Source organism: Streptomyces sp. NPDC088794 (genome assembly GCF_044750545.1).
Classification (GTDB): Bacteria; Actinomycetota; Actinomycetes; order Streptomycetales; family Streptomycetaceae; genus Streptomyces.
Genome location: NZ_JBIVKB010000004.1, coordinates 246,694 through 263,236, shown reverse-complemented (window position 1 = coordinate 263,236; position 16,543 = coordinate 246,694). Strand labels below are relative to the sequence as shown.

Here is a 16,543-nt window from a genome sequence, read left to right as displayed (position 1 = left end):
ATGACGTCTGCCGTACGCGTTGAAGGGCTCTGGAAAAGGTTCGGGCAACAGATCGCCGTCGCCGGGATCGATCTTGAGTTGCCTGCCGGGAAGTTCATCGGGCTGGTCGGGCCCAATGGAGCCGGGAAGACCACCACGCTCTCCATGGTGACCGGGCTGCTCAGGCCCGATCACGGGGTCGTCGAGGTCGGTGGGCACGACGTCTGGCGCGACCCCGTGGCCGTCAAAGCGCGCATCGGGGTGCTGCCCGAAGGATTGCGGTTGTTCGAGCGGCTGTCGGGGCGGGAACTGCTGGCGTACAGCGGGCGGTTGCGGGGGCTGCCCGGTGGTGAGGTGGACAAGCGGGCCACGCAACTCCTCGACGTGCTCGACCTGGCCGGGGCCCAGCACAAGCTCGTCGTCGACTACTCGACCGGTATGCGCAAGAAGATCGGGCTCGCCGCCGCGCTCCTCCACAACCCCGAAGTGCTCTTTCTCGACGAGCCGTTCGAGGGCGTCGACCCGGTCTCCGCGCAGACCATCCGCCAGGTCCTGGAGCGGTACACCGGCTCCGGCGCCACCGTGGTCTTCTCCTCCCACGTCATGGAGCTGGTCGAGTCCCTGTGCGACTGGGTGGCCGTGATGGCCGCCGGCCGCATCCGGGCCCACGGCACCCTCGCCGAGGTCCGCGGCGACGCCCCCTCGTTGCAGGAGGCGTTCCTCGAACTCGTCGGCGCGGGCGGCCGGGACACGGGATCCGACCTCGACTGGCTGGGGGGCGGGGCGCGATGACGGCGCCACTCGCACCGGCCCCGCGCGCACAGGGCCCCCTCGTACCGGCCGACATCACGCCCGTCTTCGTCCGGCTGAAGCTGTCCCTGCTGCGCAACGGGCTGCGGCAGTCCGGTGGGCGGCGGGCCGCGTACATCGCGTCCGCCGTCGTCGTGCTGCTCTTCGGGGCGCTGCAACTGCTCGGACTGATCGCGCTGCGCGGGCACGCGCACGCCGAGTCGCTGGTCGTGCTGCTGATCGCCGTACTGGCGCTGGGCTGGGCGGTGATGCCGCTGTTCTTCCCCGGCGGCGACGAGACCCTCGACCCGACCCGGCTCGTGATGCTGCCGCTGCGGCCCCGGCCGTTGGTGCGGGCGCTCCTCGCGGCCTCCCTGGTCGGCATCGGGCCGCTGTTCACGCTCTGCCTGCTGGCCGGCTCGGTGATCGCGGTCGCGCACGGCGCGGCGGCCTACGTCGTCGGGGTGTTCGCCCTCTGCCTCGCGCTGCTGGTGTGCGTGGCCCTCGCGCGGACCGTGGCCGTCGCCAACATCCGGCTGCTGACCAGCCGCAAGGGCCGGGATCTGGCGGTGCTGAGCGGGCTGGTCATCGCGATCGGGGCGCAGTTGGTCAACTTCGGTGCGCAGCGCCTCGGTTCGTCCGGGCTCGCGCAGCTCGACCCGGTGGCCGACGTGCTGCGGTGGGTGCCGCCGGCGTCGGCGATCGGCGCGGTGGACTCGGTGAGCGAGGGTTCGTACGGGATCGCGGCCGCCCAACTCGCGCTCAGTGTCGCCGCGTTGGTGCTGCTGCTCGGGGTCTGGTCGCGCCATCTGACCCGGCTGATGACCGCGCCCGACGGCTCCACCCTCCAGTCCGCCGAGCCCGTCGCCCGCGACCGCACCGGCTCCGGCGGCCTCGCCCGGCTGCTGCCCGCCGGGCGCACCGGGACGGTCATGGAGCGCAGTCTGCGGTACGTGTGGCGGGACCCCAAGACCAAGGCGGCGTGGGTGACTTCGCTGGCGATCGGGCTGATCGTGCCGGTCTTCAACGCGCTCCAGGGCACCGGCTCGATCTACTTCGCCTGCTTCGCGGCGGGGATGCTCGGCATCCAGATGTACAACCAGTTCGGGCAGGACACGTCCGCGTTCTGGATGGTCGCGACGACCATCTCCTCCGCGCGCGACGCGTACGAGGAACTGCGCGCCCGGGCGCTGGCCCTGCTGGTGATCACCCTGCCGTACGCCACGCTCGTGACCGTCGTGACGACCGCGATGCTCGGCGACTGGGCGCGGCTGCCCGAGGTGCTGGGCCTGTCCTTCGCGCTGCTCGGCGCGATGCTGGCGACCGGCGCGTGGACCTCGGCCCGGTTCCCGTACTCCATCCCGCAGGACGGCTACAAGAACGTGGCCCCCGGCCAGTCCAGCATCGCCTGGATCTCCATCTTCGGCGGCATGATCGCCTCGGCCCTGCTGTGCGCCCCCGTCATCGTCGCGACCATCACCCTGAACGTGATCGAGGGCGGTGACCGGTGGAGCTGGGTCCTGCTGCCCCTGGGAGCGGTCTACGGAGCCGGTCTCACGTGGTCGGGGCTGCGCCTTGCGGCTCCGCGGACGGCGGCCCGGCTGCCGGAGATCCTGTCGGCGGTGAGCAAGGGGTGAACGGGGGCTGACGCTGCCGGCGGCTACTCGTCGGTGCCGTCGGGGTGTTCGGGTGTGTCCGTGCCGGTGTCGATGCGGTAGCCGACGCCGGGCACGGTGGCGATGAGCCAGGGTTCGCCGAGTCGTTTGCGCAGGGCGGAGACGGTGATGCGGACGGCGTTGGTGAACGGGTTGGCGTTCTCGTCCCAGGCCCGGGTCAGGAGTTCCTCGGCGCTGATGACACCGCCCTCGGCGGCGACGAGGACTTCGAGCACGGCGAACTGCTTGCGGGTGAGCGCGACATGGCGTCCGTCGCGGGAGACCTCCCGGCGGAACGGATCGAGACGCAGGCCCGCGATCTCGCTGACCGGGGGCCGGGCGTACGCGCGCCGGCGGTCCAACGCCCGCAGCCGCATGACGAGTTCGCGCAGCTCGAACGGTTTGGTGAGGTAGTCGTCGGCGCCCAGCTCGAACCCGGAGGCCTTGTCGTCGATCCGGTCGGCGGCGGTCAGCATGAGAATCGGGATGCCGCTGCCGGACGCGACGATACGGCGGGCGATCTCGTCGCCGGAGGGCCCGGGGATGTCCCGGTCGAGGACCGCGAGATCGTAGGAGTTGATGCTCAGCAGCTCCAGGGCCAGGTCTCCGTCACCGGCGATGTCCGCGGCGATCGCTTCCAGCCGGAGACCGTCACGGACGGCCTCGGCCAGGTAGGGCTCGTCCTCCACGACTAGCACACGCATACCCGCAGCCTAGGCAGGACGGGATATCGCCGACGTATGCGAACCCGACACGTCCTCGAGTTCTACGAGTGTTCGGCCGTCGCACGCCACCACGGTCGTGACGCCAGCGCGGCCAGCCCGGCGCCGGCCGCGTTGAGCAGCACGTCGTCCACGGAGGACACCCGGTCGAGGCGCAGGACGTACTGCGCGGTCTCGACCAGCACCGAGCAGGCCGCCCCGAGGGCCAGGACCCGCCAGACCGACGCCAGAGCCCTGAACCGCAGCGGGACGAGGAAGCCCAGGGCCGCGAAGACCAGCAGGTTGCCGACGATCTGGCCCGCGTCCATCGTGGCCAGGTCCCGCAGCGGTACGAGGCTCAGGACGGCGCCGTCCTCGTCGCCCGGCAGCAGGATCATCCAGACCCACGGCACGGTCCCGTAGACGATGCCGACCTCGGCCGACGACGTCCGCCACGGCGACGGGTCGCCTGCGGCAGCACGACGACGGGCCAGCACCCATGCCGTCAGCGCGGCGAGCGGCAGGGCGATCACCGTGATGAGGGCGATGCCGTTGAACGTGCCGAACCAGACGAACGACTCCCGTGAGTGCAGCGGCATGGACAGCATCCGCGGCACCACGCGCAGCGGGCCGAACACGGCGAGCGCCGCCACACCGAGGACCGCCAGACCGGCGATCACGATCCCGCGCGTACGACGGGGCGGGAGCGGGGCCGGGAGCGGGGCCCGGGTCGGCAGGGAGGTGCTGTTGTCCATGCCCTCATTGAAGACGGGCGCCCGTATCGCGGGCGTATCCGTTTCCCGACGCCTCCTCCGGGCGCCCTGTCTCAGACGGTGAGCACCGCGTCCAGGAACGGTTCGATGGCCGCGCGCCACGCCTCGGGCTGGTCGTAGTGGACCAGGTGCCCGGCGTCGGCCACCTCCGCGTACTCCCCGCGCGGCAGCACCCGCACCATCTCCTGCGCCTCCGCGCGGCCCAGCTCCCCGTCCAGCCCCCGTACGACCAGCGCGGGGCACCGCACCTGCGCCAGCTCCTCCCAGTGGGCGTCGTAGACCCAGGTCTCCCGGGTCTTGAGCATCTGGTCGGGGTCGAAGACGGGCCGCCAGCCGTCGGCGCACTCGTGCATCACCTCGGCGTAGAACTCCCCGCGCGCCGGATTGGGCCGCTCCACCCAGGGGTCGTCCTCGCCGAACCACTTGCGTACGTCGGCCAGCGTGGCGAAGGGCATCGGCCAGGCCCTGAACCAGTCCGCCCACTCCCGCTGCGAGGCAGCGCCGAGGGCGGAGGCCCGCATGTCGCAGATGACCACGCCCCGGACCAGGTCGGGCCGCTTGGCGGCGAGCTGCCAGGCGGTCAGGGCGCCCATCGCGTGGCCGACGAGGACGACTGGGGTGAGGCCGAGCTGTTCGAGGGCGGCTTCCGCGTCCTCGACGTAGGCCTCGCGGGTGAAGGAGGCCTGTGGGGGCTTGTCGCTCTGGCCGTGGCCGCGCTGGTCGAGTGCGACGGCGCGATGGCGTCCGGAGAGCCAGCGGGCGGTGGACGCCCAGTGCGAGGCGCGGCCCATCAGGCCGTGCAGTAAGAGCACGCCGGGTGTGTCCTCGGCGCCGGTCGCCCCGCCGGTCCGCTCGGGGAGGCCGGGTCGGTCCAGGGGTCCCCGCTGGTCCGGTACGAGCTTGGCCGGGTCGCTCTTGGGAGGGTCCCCGAACTCCCAGGCCGCGAGGCGTACGCCGCCCGCTCCGGTCACGTCGATACGCCGCGCCATTGGTCCTGGCACCCCCCTAGCTCCGCTCGGACCGAACGAGCCGTCGGCCCTGTGCACCGTGTCCTGCCGTTGCCGTGCAGCTGCCTTTCCGCGCTCACTCCTGAAGCGCACATTCCGCGTTTCGCGTCACTCGCAGGCTATCGAATGGGCATTCGAAGTTACTCTCTCCGTGAGCAACACCCCTCGTTTGAGTGACCCCCCTCAAGGAATGATCGCCGCTGCCGAGGGGAGATCTTGAGCGGGAGGCGGACCACTCGGGGAAAACGGTCCGAGGGGATTGACCCTGGGAGCTCGGGGCTCCGGGTCAGCACAGGGGAGGGCAGGCCCCGGCGCCGTAAGGCGCCGGGGCCCTCAGCACGTCTCCGGCACATCTTCCCGCCCCCTCAGGTCATATGCCTCACGCGACAGCCTTGCACGCGAAGCGTCCGAGCGCTGCGATTCGACGGACTGAATCTTGGAGCCTCGCAACTGCCACCCGTATCACGGCAGTTGACGCGAGGAAACGCTCTCGGCGCTTACTCGTCGCCGGCTCGGTGCTTGCTCCGTGCCTGCCGCGTGCTCGCTCCTTGCTCGCTCAGCGCTTGGCGACGAACACGTGCGAGGCGACGTCCGCCTCCAGTTCGGCGGCCTCGCCGCCGCTGCCCACCAGCACTCCGCCCGCCGACTCCGTCACGCTGACCACCGAGCCGGGCTGCACGCCCGCGCGACGCAGCGTGTACATCAGCTGGGCGTCGGTCTGGATCGGCTCGCCGATCCGGCGCACCACGACCGTCTTGCCGTCCAGGCCCGGGTCGAGGTCCGCCAGCGAGACCATGCCCTCGTCCAGGAACGGGTCCGCGCCGTCCTTCTCGCCCAGCTCCTCCAGGCCCGGGATCGGGTTGCCGTACGGCGACTCGGTGGGGTGGCGCAGCAGCTCCAGCACGCGGCGCTCCACCGCCTCGCTCATCACGTGCTCCCAACGACAGGCCTCGGCGTGCACCTGCTCCCACTCCAGGCCGATCACGTCGACCAGCAGACACTCCGCCAGCCGGTGCTTGCGCATCACGCGCGTGGCCAGCCTGCGGCCCTCGTCCGTCAGCTCCAGGTGGCGGTCGGTGGCGACGGACACCAGTCCGTCCCGCTCCATCCGCGCCACCGTCTGGCTGACGGTCGGTCCGCTCTGGTCCAGCCGCTCGGCGATCCGGGCGCGCATGGGGACCACACCTTCCTCCTCCAGCTCGAGGATGGTGCGGAGATACATCTCCGTGGTGTCGATCAGTCCGGACATACGTGCCCCTCGATGAGATCTGCCGGAAGCGCCACGGCTTCCCGGCGCGTGCGCTGGCCCTGGATTCAATTCTGACGCATAGCACTGACAACCGTGCCGCGCCGTTGAAACCAAGGCGTTACGCGGGGCACCGCGGTGTCTGCGTCGACATTCGCACAGGTACGTCGCCTGTGCGGCGACGAGCGCTTCACCACCGTCCCGCCGGCGCCTCACCGCCGTATTGACAGGGCGCTGGTCCAGACCGCACCGTGATCCGCGACACAGACCGCCCCACGCCGCCTTGGAAGGACCCGCATGAGCGACGGCACACCGGCCGACCAGTTCCTCGACGCCGCGATCGGCCTGTTGCAACGGGTGCGGGAAGAGGAGGCGGAGAGCATCGCCGCGGCCGGCACGCTGCTCGCCGACACCGTGGCCGCGGGCGGTCGCCTGTTCGCTTTCGGCGCAGGGCACTCCTCGCTCGCGGCGCAGGACGTCGTCTACCGGGCCGGTGGGCTCGCCCTGATGAACCTGCTCGCCGTGCCGGGTGCCGTCGGCGTGGAGATCCCGGCCACGCTGGGCTCCGCGCTGGAGCGGGTGGACGGGCTCGCGAGCGCGGTCCTGGACACCTCGCCGATCCGCGCGGGCGACGCGCTGGTGATCATCTCCCTCTCGGGGCGCAACGCCCTCCCGGTCGAGATGGCCATGAACGCCCGCGCGCTGGGCGTGAAGGTCATCGGCCTGACCTCGGTGGCGTACGCGTCCGAGACCCGGTCCCGGCACACCTCGGGCACGTACATGCGCGACCACTGCGACGTCGTCCTCGACTCGAAGATCTCGATCGGCGACGCGGAACTCACCCTCGACACCATCCCGGCGCCCTTCGCCCCCGCCTCCACGGTCGTCACCTCGGCGATCCTCCAGTCCGTCATGGCCACCACCGCCGCGACCCTGGCAGACCGCGGCATCGAACCCCCGCTGCTGCGGTCCGGGAACGTCGACGGCGGGCACGAGTGGAACGGACGCGTCTTCAAGGAGTACGCGGACCGGATCTTCTACCAGCGGTAGAGGCGGCACGCGGCCGGGGATACGGGGTCTGGGGGTACGGAGTCTGGGGGTACGGGCCCGCGCGCTACGTCTTTTCCGTCGCCCCCGCCAGGTCCAGTGCCGCCGCGATCCGGACCGCCACGTCCTCCGCGTACACCGCGTCCGCGCGCTCGAACTGGCTGCGGGCGCCGCCGCGCAGGAACGTCACGACGCCCAGGGTGCGGCCCCGGCTGCGCAGGACCGCGCACAGGGCGTGCACCGCGTCCGTCGGCCACTGGCGGGCCGCCGCCCACTCACGGGCCTGCTCGGGCGGCACCGCGCCCACACTGGCCCGCACCGACCCGGTCCGCTCCACGCACTGCAGAGCGGGATGGCCCTGCGCGTACCGGACGGGCAGCCCGGCCCGGCCGGTCAGCAGGCTCGGTCCTGGCGCCCCGGAGGGCGTGGCCGCGACCCGCACAAGCCGCAGGGCCGCCGTGGCCTCGCCGTCGGCGAGCGAACCGCCCGCCACCCGGTCGATCAGGGCGTGGTCGGCGAAGCCGGCGAGCGCGAAGTCGAGATGGACGGTGGCCGCCTCCGCGGGGTCCTCGCACTCGGCGGCGGCCCGGGCGGCGCGGTGCAACTGGTTGGTGCGGAAGCGCAGTTGGGCCGCCTCCTGCTCGCCCTGCTTGCTCTCGGTCACGTCCTGGAAGAGCCAGGCGACACCCAGCGGCACCGGCTCCTCGGCGAGCGGCGAGGCCAGCCGGACGAAGCCGCAGCGCCAGCAGCGGCGCTGCTCGCCCTCCGGGGTGCGCACGCCGACCCAGATCTCGGCCGGCGCGGGCGGCGCGCCCTCGGCGAGCACATGGGTGAGCGCGCTCTCCAGTTCCTCGACGCCCTGGGCGAGCAGTTCACCGAGGGGGCGGCCGAGCGCGGCGGTGCGGCCGATGCCCAGCGAGCGGGCCGCGTGCGCGTTGAGCACGGCGGGGCGCAGGTCGGCGTCGACGAGCACGACACCCCAGGAGGCGTCCTCGAAGAGGGCCTCGCTGAGCGCGATGGACCGCTCCAGGTCGATCTGGGTGTGCACCTCGCTGAAGGCGCAGTACACCCCGGCGGGCTTCCCGTCGGGGCCGCGCACCGCGGCGGACTGGGTACGCACCAGCACGCGCCCGCCGTCCTTGGTCAGCAGCGCGAACTCGTGCACCTGGCGCCCGGGGGCCTCCATGGCGGACATCAGCCGCGCCTCGACCTCCTCGGCGTCGGCGCTGCGCACGGCCCAGCCGGCGAACCCCTGCCGCCCGACGGCCTCGGCCGCGGTCCAGCCCAGGATCCGCTCCGCCTCGCGGTTCCAGTGGGTGACGACCCCGTCCGCGTCGAAGGCGCAGAGTGCCGCGTCCATCCCGTCCAGCAGCGCCGCGAGCAGATCCGAGCCGTCCGGGCCCACGGGGCCGGCCCGCTCGGGCTCATCGGGCCCGAGTTCGTCGGTGGCCCCACTACGCCGGGAAGCACTCACCTGGACCCCCTGCCAAGCTGCGTCCGCACGTACGGCGCGTCGGTTCGCTCACTCACAATCATCTAACTTCAACGTGACGCAGCCCACACCGAGTTCCCCAAGATTGAGAGAATCGTTGTACGCCGCCGTCCGGCTGCGCCTACCCCAACCTCAGGTCGATCCACACATCCGATTTCCCGTCGAGTACGTACTGTTCCAACTCGACGAAACCACGCGCCTCGGCGAACCGCAGCCCGTCCTCGTTCACGGCGAGCACACACGTCTCGACCGCCCCGGCGCCCAGCACGCGCGCGTGGGCCAGACCGTGCTCGTACAGGACCGTCCCGTGGCCGCGTCGCCGGTGCTCGGGCAGCACGCGCGCGATGACCGTCGCCGCGCCGCCCGCCCGCTCCGGCGGCCGCACGGTGGAGCACCCGACGAGGACGTCCCCCAGGTAGGCGTTCGCCAGCAGATACCGCTCCGCCCGCTCCCGCGCCCCGGCCAGGTCCATGGCGGCCGGCGGCACGATCACGTTGTGGACGTGCCGCCACTGCTCCAGCATGGCGTCGCCCCGTACGGTCTCGATCCGCAGATCACTCACCGGAGATCACCGTCAGGTACTCCTCGGTGCGGAAGCCGGCCGCCGCGTACACGGGCTCGCCCATCTCGCTCGCGTAGAGGTAGGTGGTGGTGGCGCCGGCGGTGAAGCCCGCGCGGACCATTTCCAGGGTGATCGCCCGGCCGTAACCGCGCCTGCGGTGGGCCGGGAGGGTGGTGATGTTGAAGAGGCCCGTCAGTTCGCCGGAGACGGCCGCCATGCCCGTGCCGACCGGTACGCCGTCCAGTTCCGCCAGGTAGAACGTCATGCCGTCGATCTTCGCCAGGGACGGATCGGTGAGCAGCCCGAAGAGGTCACGCGGTGCTTCGAAGCCGTCCGCGAGGGTGGCGGCGTAGAGATCGAGTTCGTCGCCCGACACGGGCCGCACGACCAGGGAGTCGATCTCCGGCTCCGGCGGCGGGCCCTGGTCGGGGTGGCGCACCATGAGGGGTTCGCGGGTGAGGCGGGTCAGGCCGTGGCGGGCCGCCAGCGCGGTGACGGGCGGGGTCGGCACTCCGCGGACGTGGATGCTCCAGGGCAGCTCCCAGGGGCTCTCGGAGGCCGCCAGGGCGGCTATCTCGTCGGCGCTCGGGTCCGGGGACGGGCTGATGATCGCGTTCAGCGAGGCGATCCGCGCGCCGGAGATCGCCAGGACCGTCCCGTCGGGGCCGCGGCGGGTGCGGCCCGTGGTGGCGGCGGACAGCTTCTCGAACACGGCGGCGTACGCGGCTACGACCGGCCCCGATGGATCACGTCGATTCATGCGGTGATCGTAGGCGGAAGCCTCTTCCGGTAAATCGGTTGAACGGTCGCCGATCGGTTCCTAGTGTGTGGCTCACGCATGAGAGGAGGTGATCGGGTACATGAGTGAAACCCGGACGCGCGAGGTGGCTGCGGGCTGAGGCCCAGCACCCCACCCTGTGCGGTGCCGGACCAGCGTGCGCGCGTCGCACGCAGCCGGCCCAATCCAGTGCAGTCACCCGACCCGCGAGCTCGCCGGTACGTCCGGCCGGCTCCTCCGCCACCAGGCGGGGGACCCGAGTTCGCGGGTCGTCTGCGTTCATGACGGAGTCCCCGGCCACCTTGAACCGCGCGGGGTACGGATCCTTGCTCGCGCAGTAGTCTGGGCCAATGCTTCCGATGCTTGTTCGACGCCGGCACGTGGACTACGTGCGCGTCACGAGCATGGGCTGTCGGCGCTCCGCCTGACCCAGCCCCCGTATGCCCAATTCTTCTTCTTTCGGACGCATCTCATGACGCATCCCGCGACGGTTCCGTCCTACGACCGGCTCCCGATCATCGACCTCTCCGCCGCCGGCCGCGGTCCCCAGGCCCGGGCGCTGCTCCACGCCCAACTGCACAGCGCCGCCCATGACGTGGGCTTCTTCCAGCTCGTCGGGCACGGGGTCCCGACCGCCGAGGCCGACGCGCTCATCCGGGCCACGCGTGCCTTCTTCCGGCTGCCCGAGGCCGACCGGCTGGCCCTCGACAACGTCAACTCGCCCCATTTCCGCGGCTATACACGGGACCAGTTGGACCTGGGCGCCGAGCGGCCCGTGCGCGTGCCGGTGCCGGGCGAGCCCGCCTACTGGTGGCTGGAGGGGCCGAACCAGTGGCCCGCCGCCCTCCCCGAACTCCGTACCGCCGCGCTGACCTGGATCGACCGGCTGAGCGCGGTCGCCCGGCGACTGCTGCACGAACTGCTCACGGCGATCGGGGCGCCCGCCGACTTCTACGACCCGGTCCTCGGCGAGCACGCGCATCCGCATCTCAAGCTCGTGCGGCACCCGGGCAGCGGCGGAGTAGGTCGTCGTGCGGCGGCCCGCAAGGACCACGGCTTTCTGACCCTGCTGACGCAGAACCACGATGTGCCGCCGCTGGAGCGGGCGTTCGTGGTCAACCTGGGTGAGCTGCTGGAGGTGGCGACCGGCGGGTACCTGATCGCCACCGACCACCGGGTGGTGTCCCCGCCCGGCGCCACCGAGCGGTTCTCCGTGCCCTTCTTCTACAACCCGCGCCTGGACGCCCGCATCGAACCGCTCCCGTTCCCGTACGCCTCGGCCGCCCCCGGCGTGACCGACGACCCCGCGAACCCGCTCTTCGCCGAGTACGGCCACCACGAGCTGAAGGGCAAGCTGCGGGCGCACCCGCTGGTGGCGGAACGGCATCACGCGGGGCTCCTGACTCCCGCGTGAACTCCGTTGCGGTGTCGGTCAGTTCGCGATGTCCCCGTACCCCTCGATCTCCTGCGGGTTGCGGGTGCCGGGGCCGATGTACCGCGCGGACGGCCGCACGAGCCGGCCGGTGCGCTTCTGCTCCAGGATGTGCGCCGACCAGCCCGCGGTGCGGGCGCAGGTGAACATCGACGTGAACATGTGCGCCGGGACCTCCGCGAAGTCCAGGACGATGGCCGCCCAGAACTCGACGTTGGTGGCCAGGACGCGGTCCGGGCGGCGGGCGTGCAGCTCCGCCAGGGCCGCCTTCTCCAGTGCCTCGGCGATCTCGAAGCGCGGGGCGCCCAGCTCGCGGGCGGTGCGGCGCAGCACGCGCGCGCGGGGGTCCTCGGCGCGGTAGACGCGGTGCCCGAAGCCCATCAGGCGCTCGCCCTTGTCGAGGGCCTGCTTGACGTAGGCCTCGGCGTCGCCGGTCCGCTCGATCTCCTCGATCATGCCGAGGACGCGGGAGGGGGCGCCGCCGTGCAGCGGTCCCGACATGGCCCCCACGGCGCCGGAGAGGGCCGCGGCGACGTCGGCGCCGGTGGAGGCGATCACGCGCGCGGTGAAGGTGGACGCGTTCATGCCGTGCTCGGCGGCGGAGGTCCAGTAGGCGTCGACGGCGGCCACGTGCTTGGGGTCCGGCTCGCCCCGCCAGCGGATCATGAACCGCTCCACGACGGACTGCGCCTTGTCGATCTCGCTCTGCGGCACCATGGCCCGGCCCTGCCCGCGGGCCGACTGGGCGACGTAGGACAGGGCCATGACGGCGGCGCGGGCCAGGTCGTCGCGGGCCTGCTCCTCGTCGATGTCGAGCAGCGGCTTGAGGCCCCACACGGGCGCGAGCATGGCCAGCGCGGACTGGACGTCCACCCGGATGTCGCCGGAGTGCACGGGGATCGGGAAGGGCTCGGCGGGCGGCAGGCCGGGGTTGAAGGCGCCGTCGACGAGCAGGCCCCAGACGTTGCCGAACGAGACGTGGCCGACCAGATCCTCGATGTCGACGCCCCGGTACCGCAGAGCGCCGCCCTCCTTGTCCGGTTCGGCGATCTCCGTCTCGAACGCGACGACTCCCTCGAGGCCAGGTACGAAGGAGGGGTCGAAGTCGGACATCAGGCGGCTCCTCGTGATGTGTGCGACAGATGGCGCTATGGGGTGGGAAGACCATGTGTCATACGGCGTGTCATACGGCGGAAACTGCGACTCGGCCGGTGGATCCGCGGTCGGTCCCGACTCGCGGCCCGTGTGGCCGTCCTGGTGATGCCCCGTGCGGCTGGCGGTCATCCAACCGGAACGGCATCAGCACGATATCCCGGAGTGTCACCTTTGGGGAGCCCTGCGGCACTGAGTGCCACTCGGCTGTCGTGGACTCCGCGTCGGACGGCACCCGCGATACGGCAGGATGACAAGGTGACCGACCCAGACGCCGTCCCCCTCGATCCCTCCACGATGCGCAAGCAGTACCGGGCCGAGGGCATCGCCGAGACCGACCTGGCCGCCACCCCGGTGGAGCAGTTCGCCCGCTGGTTCGAGCAGGCCGCGACCGAGGCGCAGCTCTTCGAGCCGAACGCCATGGTCGTCTCCACGGCGAACGCCGAGGGCCGGCTCAGCTCCCGCACGGTGCTGCTCAAGCACTTCGACGAGCAGGGCTTCGTCTTCTACACCAACTACGGCTCCCGCAAGGCGACCGACCTCGCCGAGAATCCCTACGTCTCCTTGCTCTTCCCGTGGCATCCGATGGCCCGCCAGGTCATCGTCTCGGGCGTGGCCCGGCGCACCGGCCGCGACGAGACCGCCGCGTACTTCCGCACCCGCCCGCACGGCTCCCAGCTCGGTGCCTGGGCCAGCGCGCAGTCCAGCGTCATCGCCTCCCGCGCCGAGCTCGACGCCTCCTACGCGGAGCTCGCCGCCCGCTACCCCGAGGGCGAGCAGGTGCCCGTCCCGCCGGACTGGGGCGGCTTCCGGGTGGCCCCGCGGTCGGTGGAGTTCTGGCAGGGCCGCGAGAACCGGCTGCACGACCGCCTGCGCTACACGACCGAGCCGGACGGCGGCTGGCGGGTGGAGCGGCTGAGCCCGTGACGGCATGTCCGAAACGTAGCTCCCGCCACTGACAACGGGACCGGGCGCCCGGGCTGCTCAGCCCAGCGCCCCCTCCAGCAGGGCCGCCCACTGGGCCACCACGCGGTCGCGGCGCGGGCGGTCGTCCGTGAGCAGGTTGGCCAGGCCCAGACCGCGCGCCATGTCGAGGAGACCCTGGACGGTCTCGCGGACGCCCGGCCTGGACTCGTCGGCATTCAGCAGCTCGACCGCGATGCGGTGGGTCTCGCGGCCGACGCGCGACTCCAGTTCCGTCACGCGCGGGCGCAGCTGCTCCTCGTCGGAGGCGGCGACCCACAGGTGCAGGGCGGCCCGGAAGAGCGGGCCCGTGTAGAGGTCGACCAGGGCGGACACGACCACCCGGCGGTCCTCGCCTGCGCCCTCCGGGAAGAGGGCGCGCAGGGCCGTGGAGCGTTCCTCGGCGACGTACTCGACGGCCGCCGTGAAGAGGTCCTCGCGGGTCGGGAAGTGGTGCTGGGCGGCACCGCGTGAGACGCCGGCGCGTTCGGCGACCACGGAGACCGTGGAGCCCGCCCAGCCGTACTCGGCGAGACAGGCCACGGCGGCCTCCAGAAGCCGCTGCCGGGTGGCTCGGCTGCGGTCCTGCTTGGGAGCGCGGTCGCGTTCCGCCGTACTCACACCCATCGCGTGCTCACACCGTCCCCGTGGATCGCGCCCACGCGGGATCCACCCAGGCGGGATCCCGTCGTTCCAGGAAGGCCGTCATCCCCTCGCGGGCCTGCGGGGAGGCGAACAGCCGGGCCGAGAGCGCGGTGAGATCGGCCGCGTCCCGGTCGAATGCCTCCAGCACCCTAGCCGTGAGCAGCCGTTTCGTCTCGGCCAGGCCCTGCGGCGAGGAGCGCCGCAGACCGTCCAGGATCGGTTCCAGTACGACGTCCACGTCCTCGCCCGCCGCCGTCAGCAGGCCGATGCGGGCCGCCTCGGGGGCGTCGAAGCGCTCGCCGGTCAGGTAGTAGCGGGCGAGTGCGCGGGGGTCGGTGATGGGCAGCAGCGGCAGGGAGATGACCGCCGGAGCCACCCCGATCCGCACCTCGGTGAACGCGAACGTCGACGCGGTCGAAGCCGCCGCGATGTCACAGGCGCCCAGCAGCCCCAGGCCACCCGCGCGCACGTGTCCCGTGACCCGGGCGACGACCGGTTTGGGCAGTTCCACGATCTGCCGCAGCAGGCCCACCAGGGCGTCCGGGTGCGGCGGGTCCTTGAGGTCGGCGCCCGCGCTGAAGGTGTTGCCGGTGTGGGTGAGGACGACCGCGCGGACGTCGGTGTCCTTGGCGCAGTCCGTCAGCGCGTCGGCCAACTCACCCACCAGGGCGGCCGACAAAGCGTTGCGGTTGGCCGGCGAGTCCAGGGCGAGGGTCTCGACGCCACGCGTGCGTGCCCGTCCGATCAACGTCATGTGCGCTCCCTGAGTTCGCGGCGCAGGATCTTGCCGGAGGCGGCCCGCGGGACGGTGTCGATGAAGGTGACCTGGCGGACCCGCTTGTAGGGGGCGACGCGTTCGGCGACGTGCATCATCACCTCGCCCTCGGAGAGGTCGGGCGCGGCCTGCTGGCGGACGACGAAGGCGTGCGGGATCTCGTTGCCCTGGTCGTTGTACGCGCCGATGACGGCCGCGTCGGCGATGCCCGGGTGGGTGAGCAGCAGGGCCTCCAGCTCGGCGGGGGCCACCTGGAAGCCCTTGTACTTGATGAGCTCCTTGACCCGGTCGACGACGAACAGCCAGCCGTCGGCGTCCACATGACCGACGTCACCGGTGCGCAGCCAGCCGTCCTTGTCGATCATCGCGGCGGTGTCGTCGGGGTGGCCCAGGTACCCCTTCATGACCTGCGGGCCGCGGATGAGGATCTCGCCGGGCTCGCCGATGTCGAGGTCCTTGTCGGGGTCGTCGAGGGAGACGATCCGCATCTCGGTGCCCGCGATGAGCTTGCCGACCGTGCCGGCCGGGGCCTCGCGGACGGCGTCCAGGGGCACGACGTGCGTCCCCGGCGACAGTTCGGTCATGCCGTAGGCCTGGCCGATCGGCGGCAGCCCGAGCCGCCGCGCGCAGGCCGCCGCGAGCTGTGCGTCCAGCGGGGCGGCGGAACTGAGGATGTACTTCAGGGACGACAGGTCGTACTGCTCGACCAGCGGATGCTTGGCCAGCGCCAGGACGATCGGTGGCGCCACGTACAGGCCGGTGATGCGGTGGTCCTGGATGGCCGCGAGGAAGGTGTCCAGCTCGAAGCGGGGCAGCACGACGACCGTCGCGCCCTGGCGCAGCGGCGCGTTCATCAGCGCGGTCAGGCCGTAGATGTGGAAGAAGGGGAGCACGGCGAGGATGCGGTCGCCGGGGCCGGCCGTCATCATCGGTTCGAGCTGGGCGAGGTTGGTGGCGATCTGCCGATGGGTGAGCATCACGCCCTTGGGTATGCCGGTCGTCCCCGAGGAGTACGGCAGCGCCGCCACGTCCTGGGCGGGGTCGATGTCGACCACCGGCTCGGGCGCGTCGGAGGCCAGCATGTCGATCAGCGAGCGGTGTCCCGGCGCGCTGTCGCAGACCAGGATCTCCTCGACCCCGCCCGCCAGTTCGGCGGCCCGGCGCGCCGTCTCCAGGAGCGGTGACACGGTGATGATCCAGCGGGCCGCGGAGTCCTTCAGCTGCTTGGCGAACTCCTCCGCCGTGGCGAGCGGATGCACGGTGGTCACCGACGCCCCCGCACGCGTGGCCCCGTAGAACGCGGTCGGGAAGGCCACCGTGTTCGGGCTGTGCAGGGCGACGACATCGCCCTTGCGCACGCCCGTCTCGGCCAGCGCGGCGGCGATCCGCCGGTGGAACCTGTCCAGTTGCTCGTACGAGAGCGTGGTGCCGTTCGTGCCGTCGATCAGGGCGGGCGCGTCACCGAACTCGGCGGCCCTCCCCAACACCGCCTCGTGGATGGGGAGTTCTACGGGCGAAACGTCTGCGTACTCGCTGCGGAACACGGT

Annotated in this window: 16 protein-coding genes; 5 read left to right on the top strand and 11 right to left on the bottom strand. The window is 71.9% G+C overall.

Features of this window, described 5'->3' with window-relative positions; genetic code table 11:
* Entirely contained in the window at positions 1-771 is a 771-nt protein-coding gene (locus ACIP6U_RS13680) for an ABC transporter ATP-binding protein (RefSeq protein ID WP_401716079.1), read from the top strand.
* Positions 768-2,405 (top strand): transporter, encoded by a 1,638-nt coding sequence (locus tag ACIP6U_RS13675; RefSeq protein WP_401716076.1) that lies wholly within the window; start codon positions 768-770, stop codon positions 2,403-2,405. Before ACIP6U_RS13680 ends, ACIP6U_RS13675 begins: the two co-directional genes overlap by 4 nt.
* Positions 2,406-2,428: 23 nt before the next feature.
* Here ACIP6U_RS13675 and ACIP6U_RS13670 read toward each other — a convergent pair whose 3' ends face one another.
* The 4 genes from ACIP6U_RS13670 to ACIP6U_RS13655 form a co-directional block, all read right to left on the bottom strand.
* Positions 2,429-3,127, bottom strand: a complete 699-nt coding sequence (locus ACIP6U_RS13670; protein ID WP_401716074.1) for a response regulator transcription factor — start codon at positions 3,125-3,127, stop codon at positions 2,429-2,431.
* A 62-nt stretch (positions 3,128-3,189) separates the two neighbouring features.
* Positions 3,190-3,732 carry a VanZ family protein gene (locus ACIP6U_RS13665; RefSeq protein ID WP_401716975.1) on the bottom strand — a complete coding sequence of 181 codons (543 nt, stop codon included), beginning with the start codon at positions 3,730-3,732 and terminating at the stop codon, positions 3,190-3,192.
* 218 nt (positions 3,733-3,950) lie between these two features.
* A complete protein-coding gene (locus ACIP6U_RS13660) occupies positions 3,951-4,886 on the bottom strand; it encodes an alpha/beta fold hydrolase (RefSeq protein WP_401716071.1) in 936 nt (311 codons plus the stop codon).
* 574 nt (positions 4,887-5,460) lie between these two features.
* A complete protein-coding gene (locus tag ACIP6U_RS13655) occupies positions 5,461-6,153 on the bottom strand; it encodes a metal-dependent transcriptional regulator (protein ID WP_124004016.1) in 693 nt (230 codons plus the stop codon).
* A 294-nt stretch (positions 6,154-6,447) separates the two neighbouring features.
* Between ACIP6U_RS13655 and ACIP6U_RS13650 the strand changes: the two genes are divergently transcribed.
* Complete coding sequence (locus tag ACIP6U_RS13650) at positions 6,448-7,200, top strand: SIS domain-containing protein (protein ID WP_401716068.1); 753 nt, start codon at positions 6,448-6,450, stop codon at positions 7,198-7,200.
* Between the two features lie 64 nt (positions 7,201-7,264).
* Here the strand turns inward: ACIP6U_RS13650 and ACIP6U_RS13645 are convergent, their stop codons facing one another.
* The 3 genes from ACIP6U_RS13645 to ACIP6U_RS13635 form a co-directional block, all read right to left on the bottom strand.
* Complete coding sequence (locus tag ACIP6U_RS13645; protein ID WP_401716066.1) at positions 7,265-8,671, bottom strand: PAS domain-containing protein; 1,407 nt, start codon at positions 8,669-8,671, stop codon at positions 7,265-7,267.
* 139 nt (positions 8,672-8,810) lie between these two features.
* Entirely contained in the window at positions 8,811-9,251 is a 441-nt protein-coding gene (locus ACIP6U_RS13640) for a GNAT family N-acetyltransferase (protein ID WP_401716063.1), read from the bottom strand.
* On the bottom strand, positions 9,244-10,011 hold the full coding sequence (locus ACIP6U_RS13635) for a GNAT family N-acetyltransferase (protein ID WP_401716061.1): 768 nt from the start codon (positions 10,009-10,011) through the stop codon (positions 9,244-9,246). Before ACIP6U_RS13635 ends, ACIP6U_RS13640 begins: the two co-directional genes overlap by 8 nt.
* A gap of 490 nt (positions 10,012-10,501) precedes the next feature.
* Here ACIP6U_RS13635 and ACIP6U_RS13630 point away from each other — a divergent pair, with 490 nt between their 5' ends.
* Positions 10,502-11,443: an isopenicillin N synthase family dioxygenase gene (locus tag ACIP6U_RS13630; protein ID WP_401716057.1), complete on the top strand. Its 942-nt coding sequence runs from the start codon at positions 10,502-10,504 to the stop codon at positions 11,441-11,443.
* Between the two features lie 18 nt (positions 11,444-11,461).
* On the opposite strand, the gene ACIP6U_RS13625 is transcribed toward ACIP6U_RS13630, so the two are convergent.
* Positions 11,462-12,574 carry a citrate synthase 2 gene (locus ACIP6U_RS13625; RefSeq protein WP_401716056.1) on the bottom strand — a complete coding sequence of 371 codons (1,113 nt, stop codon included), beginning with the start codon at positions 12,572-12,574 and terminating at the stop codon, positions 11,462-11,464.
* A 297-nt stretch (positions 12,575-12,871) separates the two neighbouring features.
* Between ACIP6U_RS13625 and pdxH the strand changes: the two genes are divergently transcribed.
* The gene (gene pdxH / locus ACIP6U_RS13620; protein ID WP_401716053.1) at positions 12,872-13,540 is read left to right on the top strand and encodes a pyridoxamine 5'-phosphate oxidase; all 669 of its coding nucleotides are present in this window, start codon (positions 12,872-12,874) and stop codon (positions 13,538-13,540) included.
* Positions 13,541-13,597: 57 nt separating this feature from the next.
* Here pdxH and ACIP6U_RS13615 read toward each other — a convergent pair whose 3' ends face one another.
* From ACIP6U_RS13615 to ACIP6U_RS13605, 3 genes are read right to left on the bottom strand one after another with little or no spacing between them, the layout of a single operon-like run.
* Positions 13,598-14,203 (bottom strand): TetR/AcrR family transcriptional regulator, encoded by a 606-nt coding sequence (locus tag ACIP6U_RS13615; RefSeq protein WP_401716050.1) that lies wholly within the window; start codon positions 14,201-14,203, stop codon positions 13,598-13,600.
* Between the two features lie 7 nt (positions 14,204-14,210).
* Complete coding sequence (locus ACIP6U_RS13610; protein ID WP_401716048.1) at positions 14,211-14,975, bottom strand: enoyl-CoA hydratase family protein; 765 nt, start codon at positions 14,973-14,975, stop codon at positions 14,211-14,213.
* Complete coding sequence (locus ACIP6U_RS13605) at positions 14,972-16,540, bottom strand: 4-coumarate--CoA ligase family protein (protein ID WP_401716045.1); 1,569 nt, start codon at positions 16,538-16,540, stop codon at positions 14,972-14,974. Before ACIP6U_RS13605 ends, ACIP6U_RS13610 begins: the two co-directional genes overlap by 4 nt.
* Between the last annotated feature and the right edge of the window lie 3 nt (positions 16,541-16,543).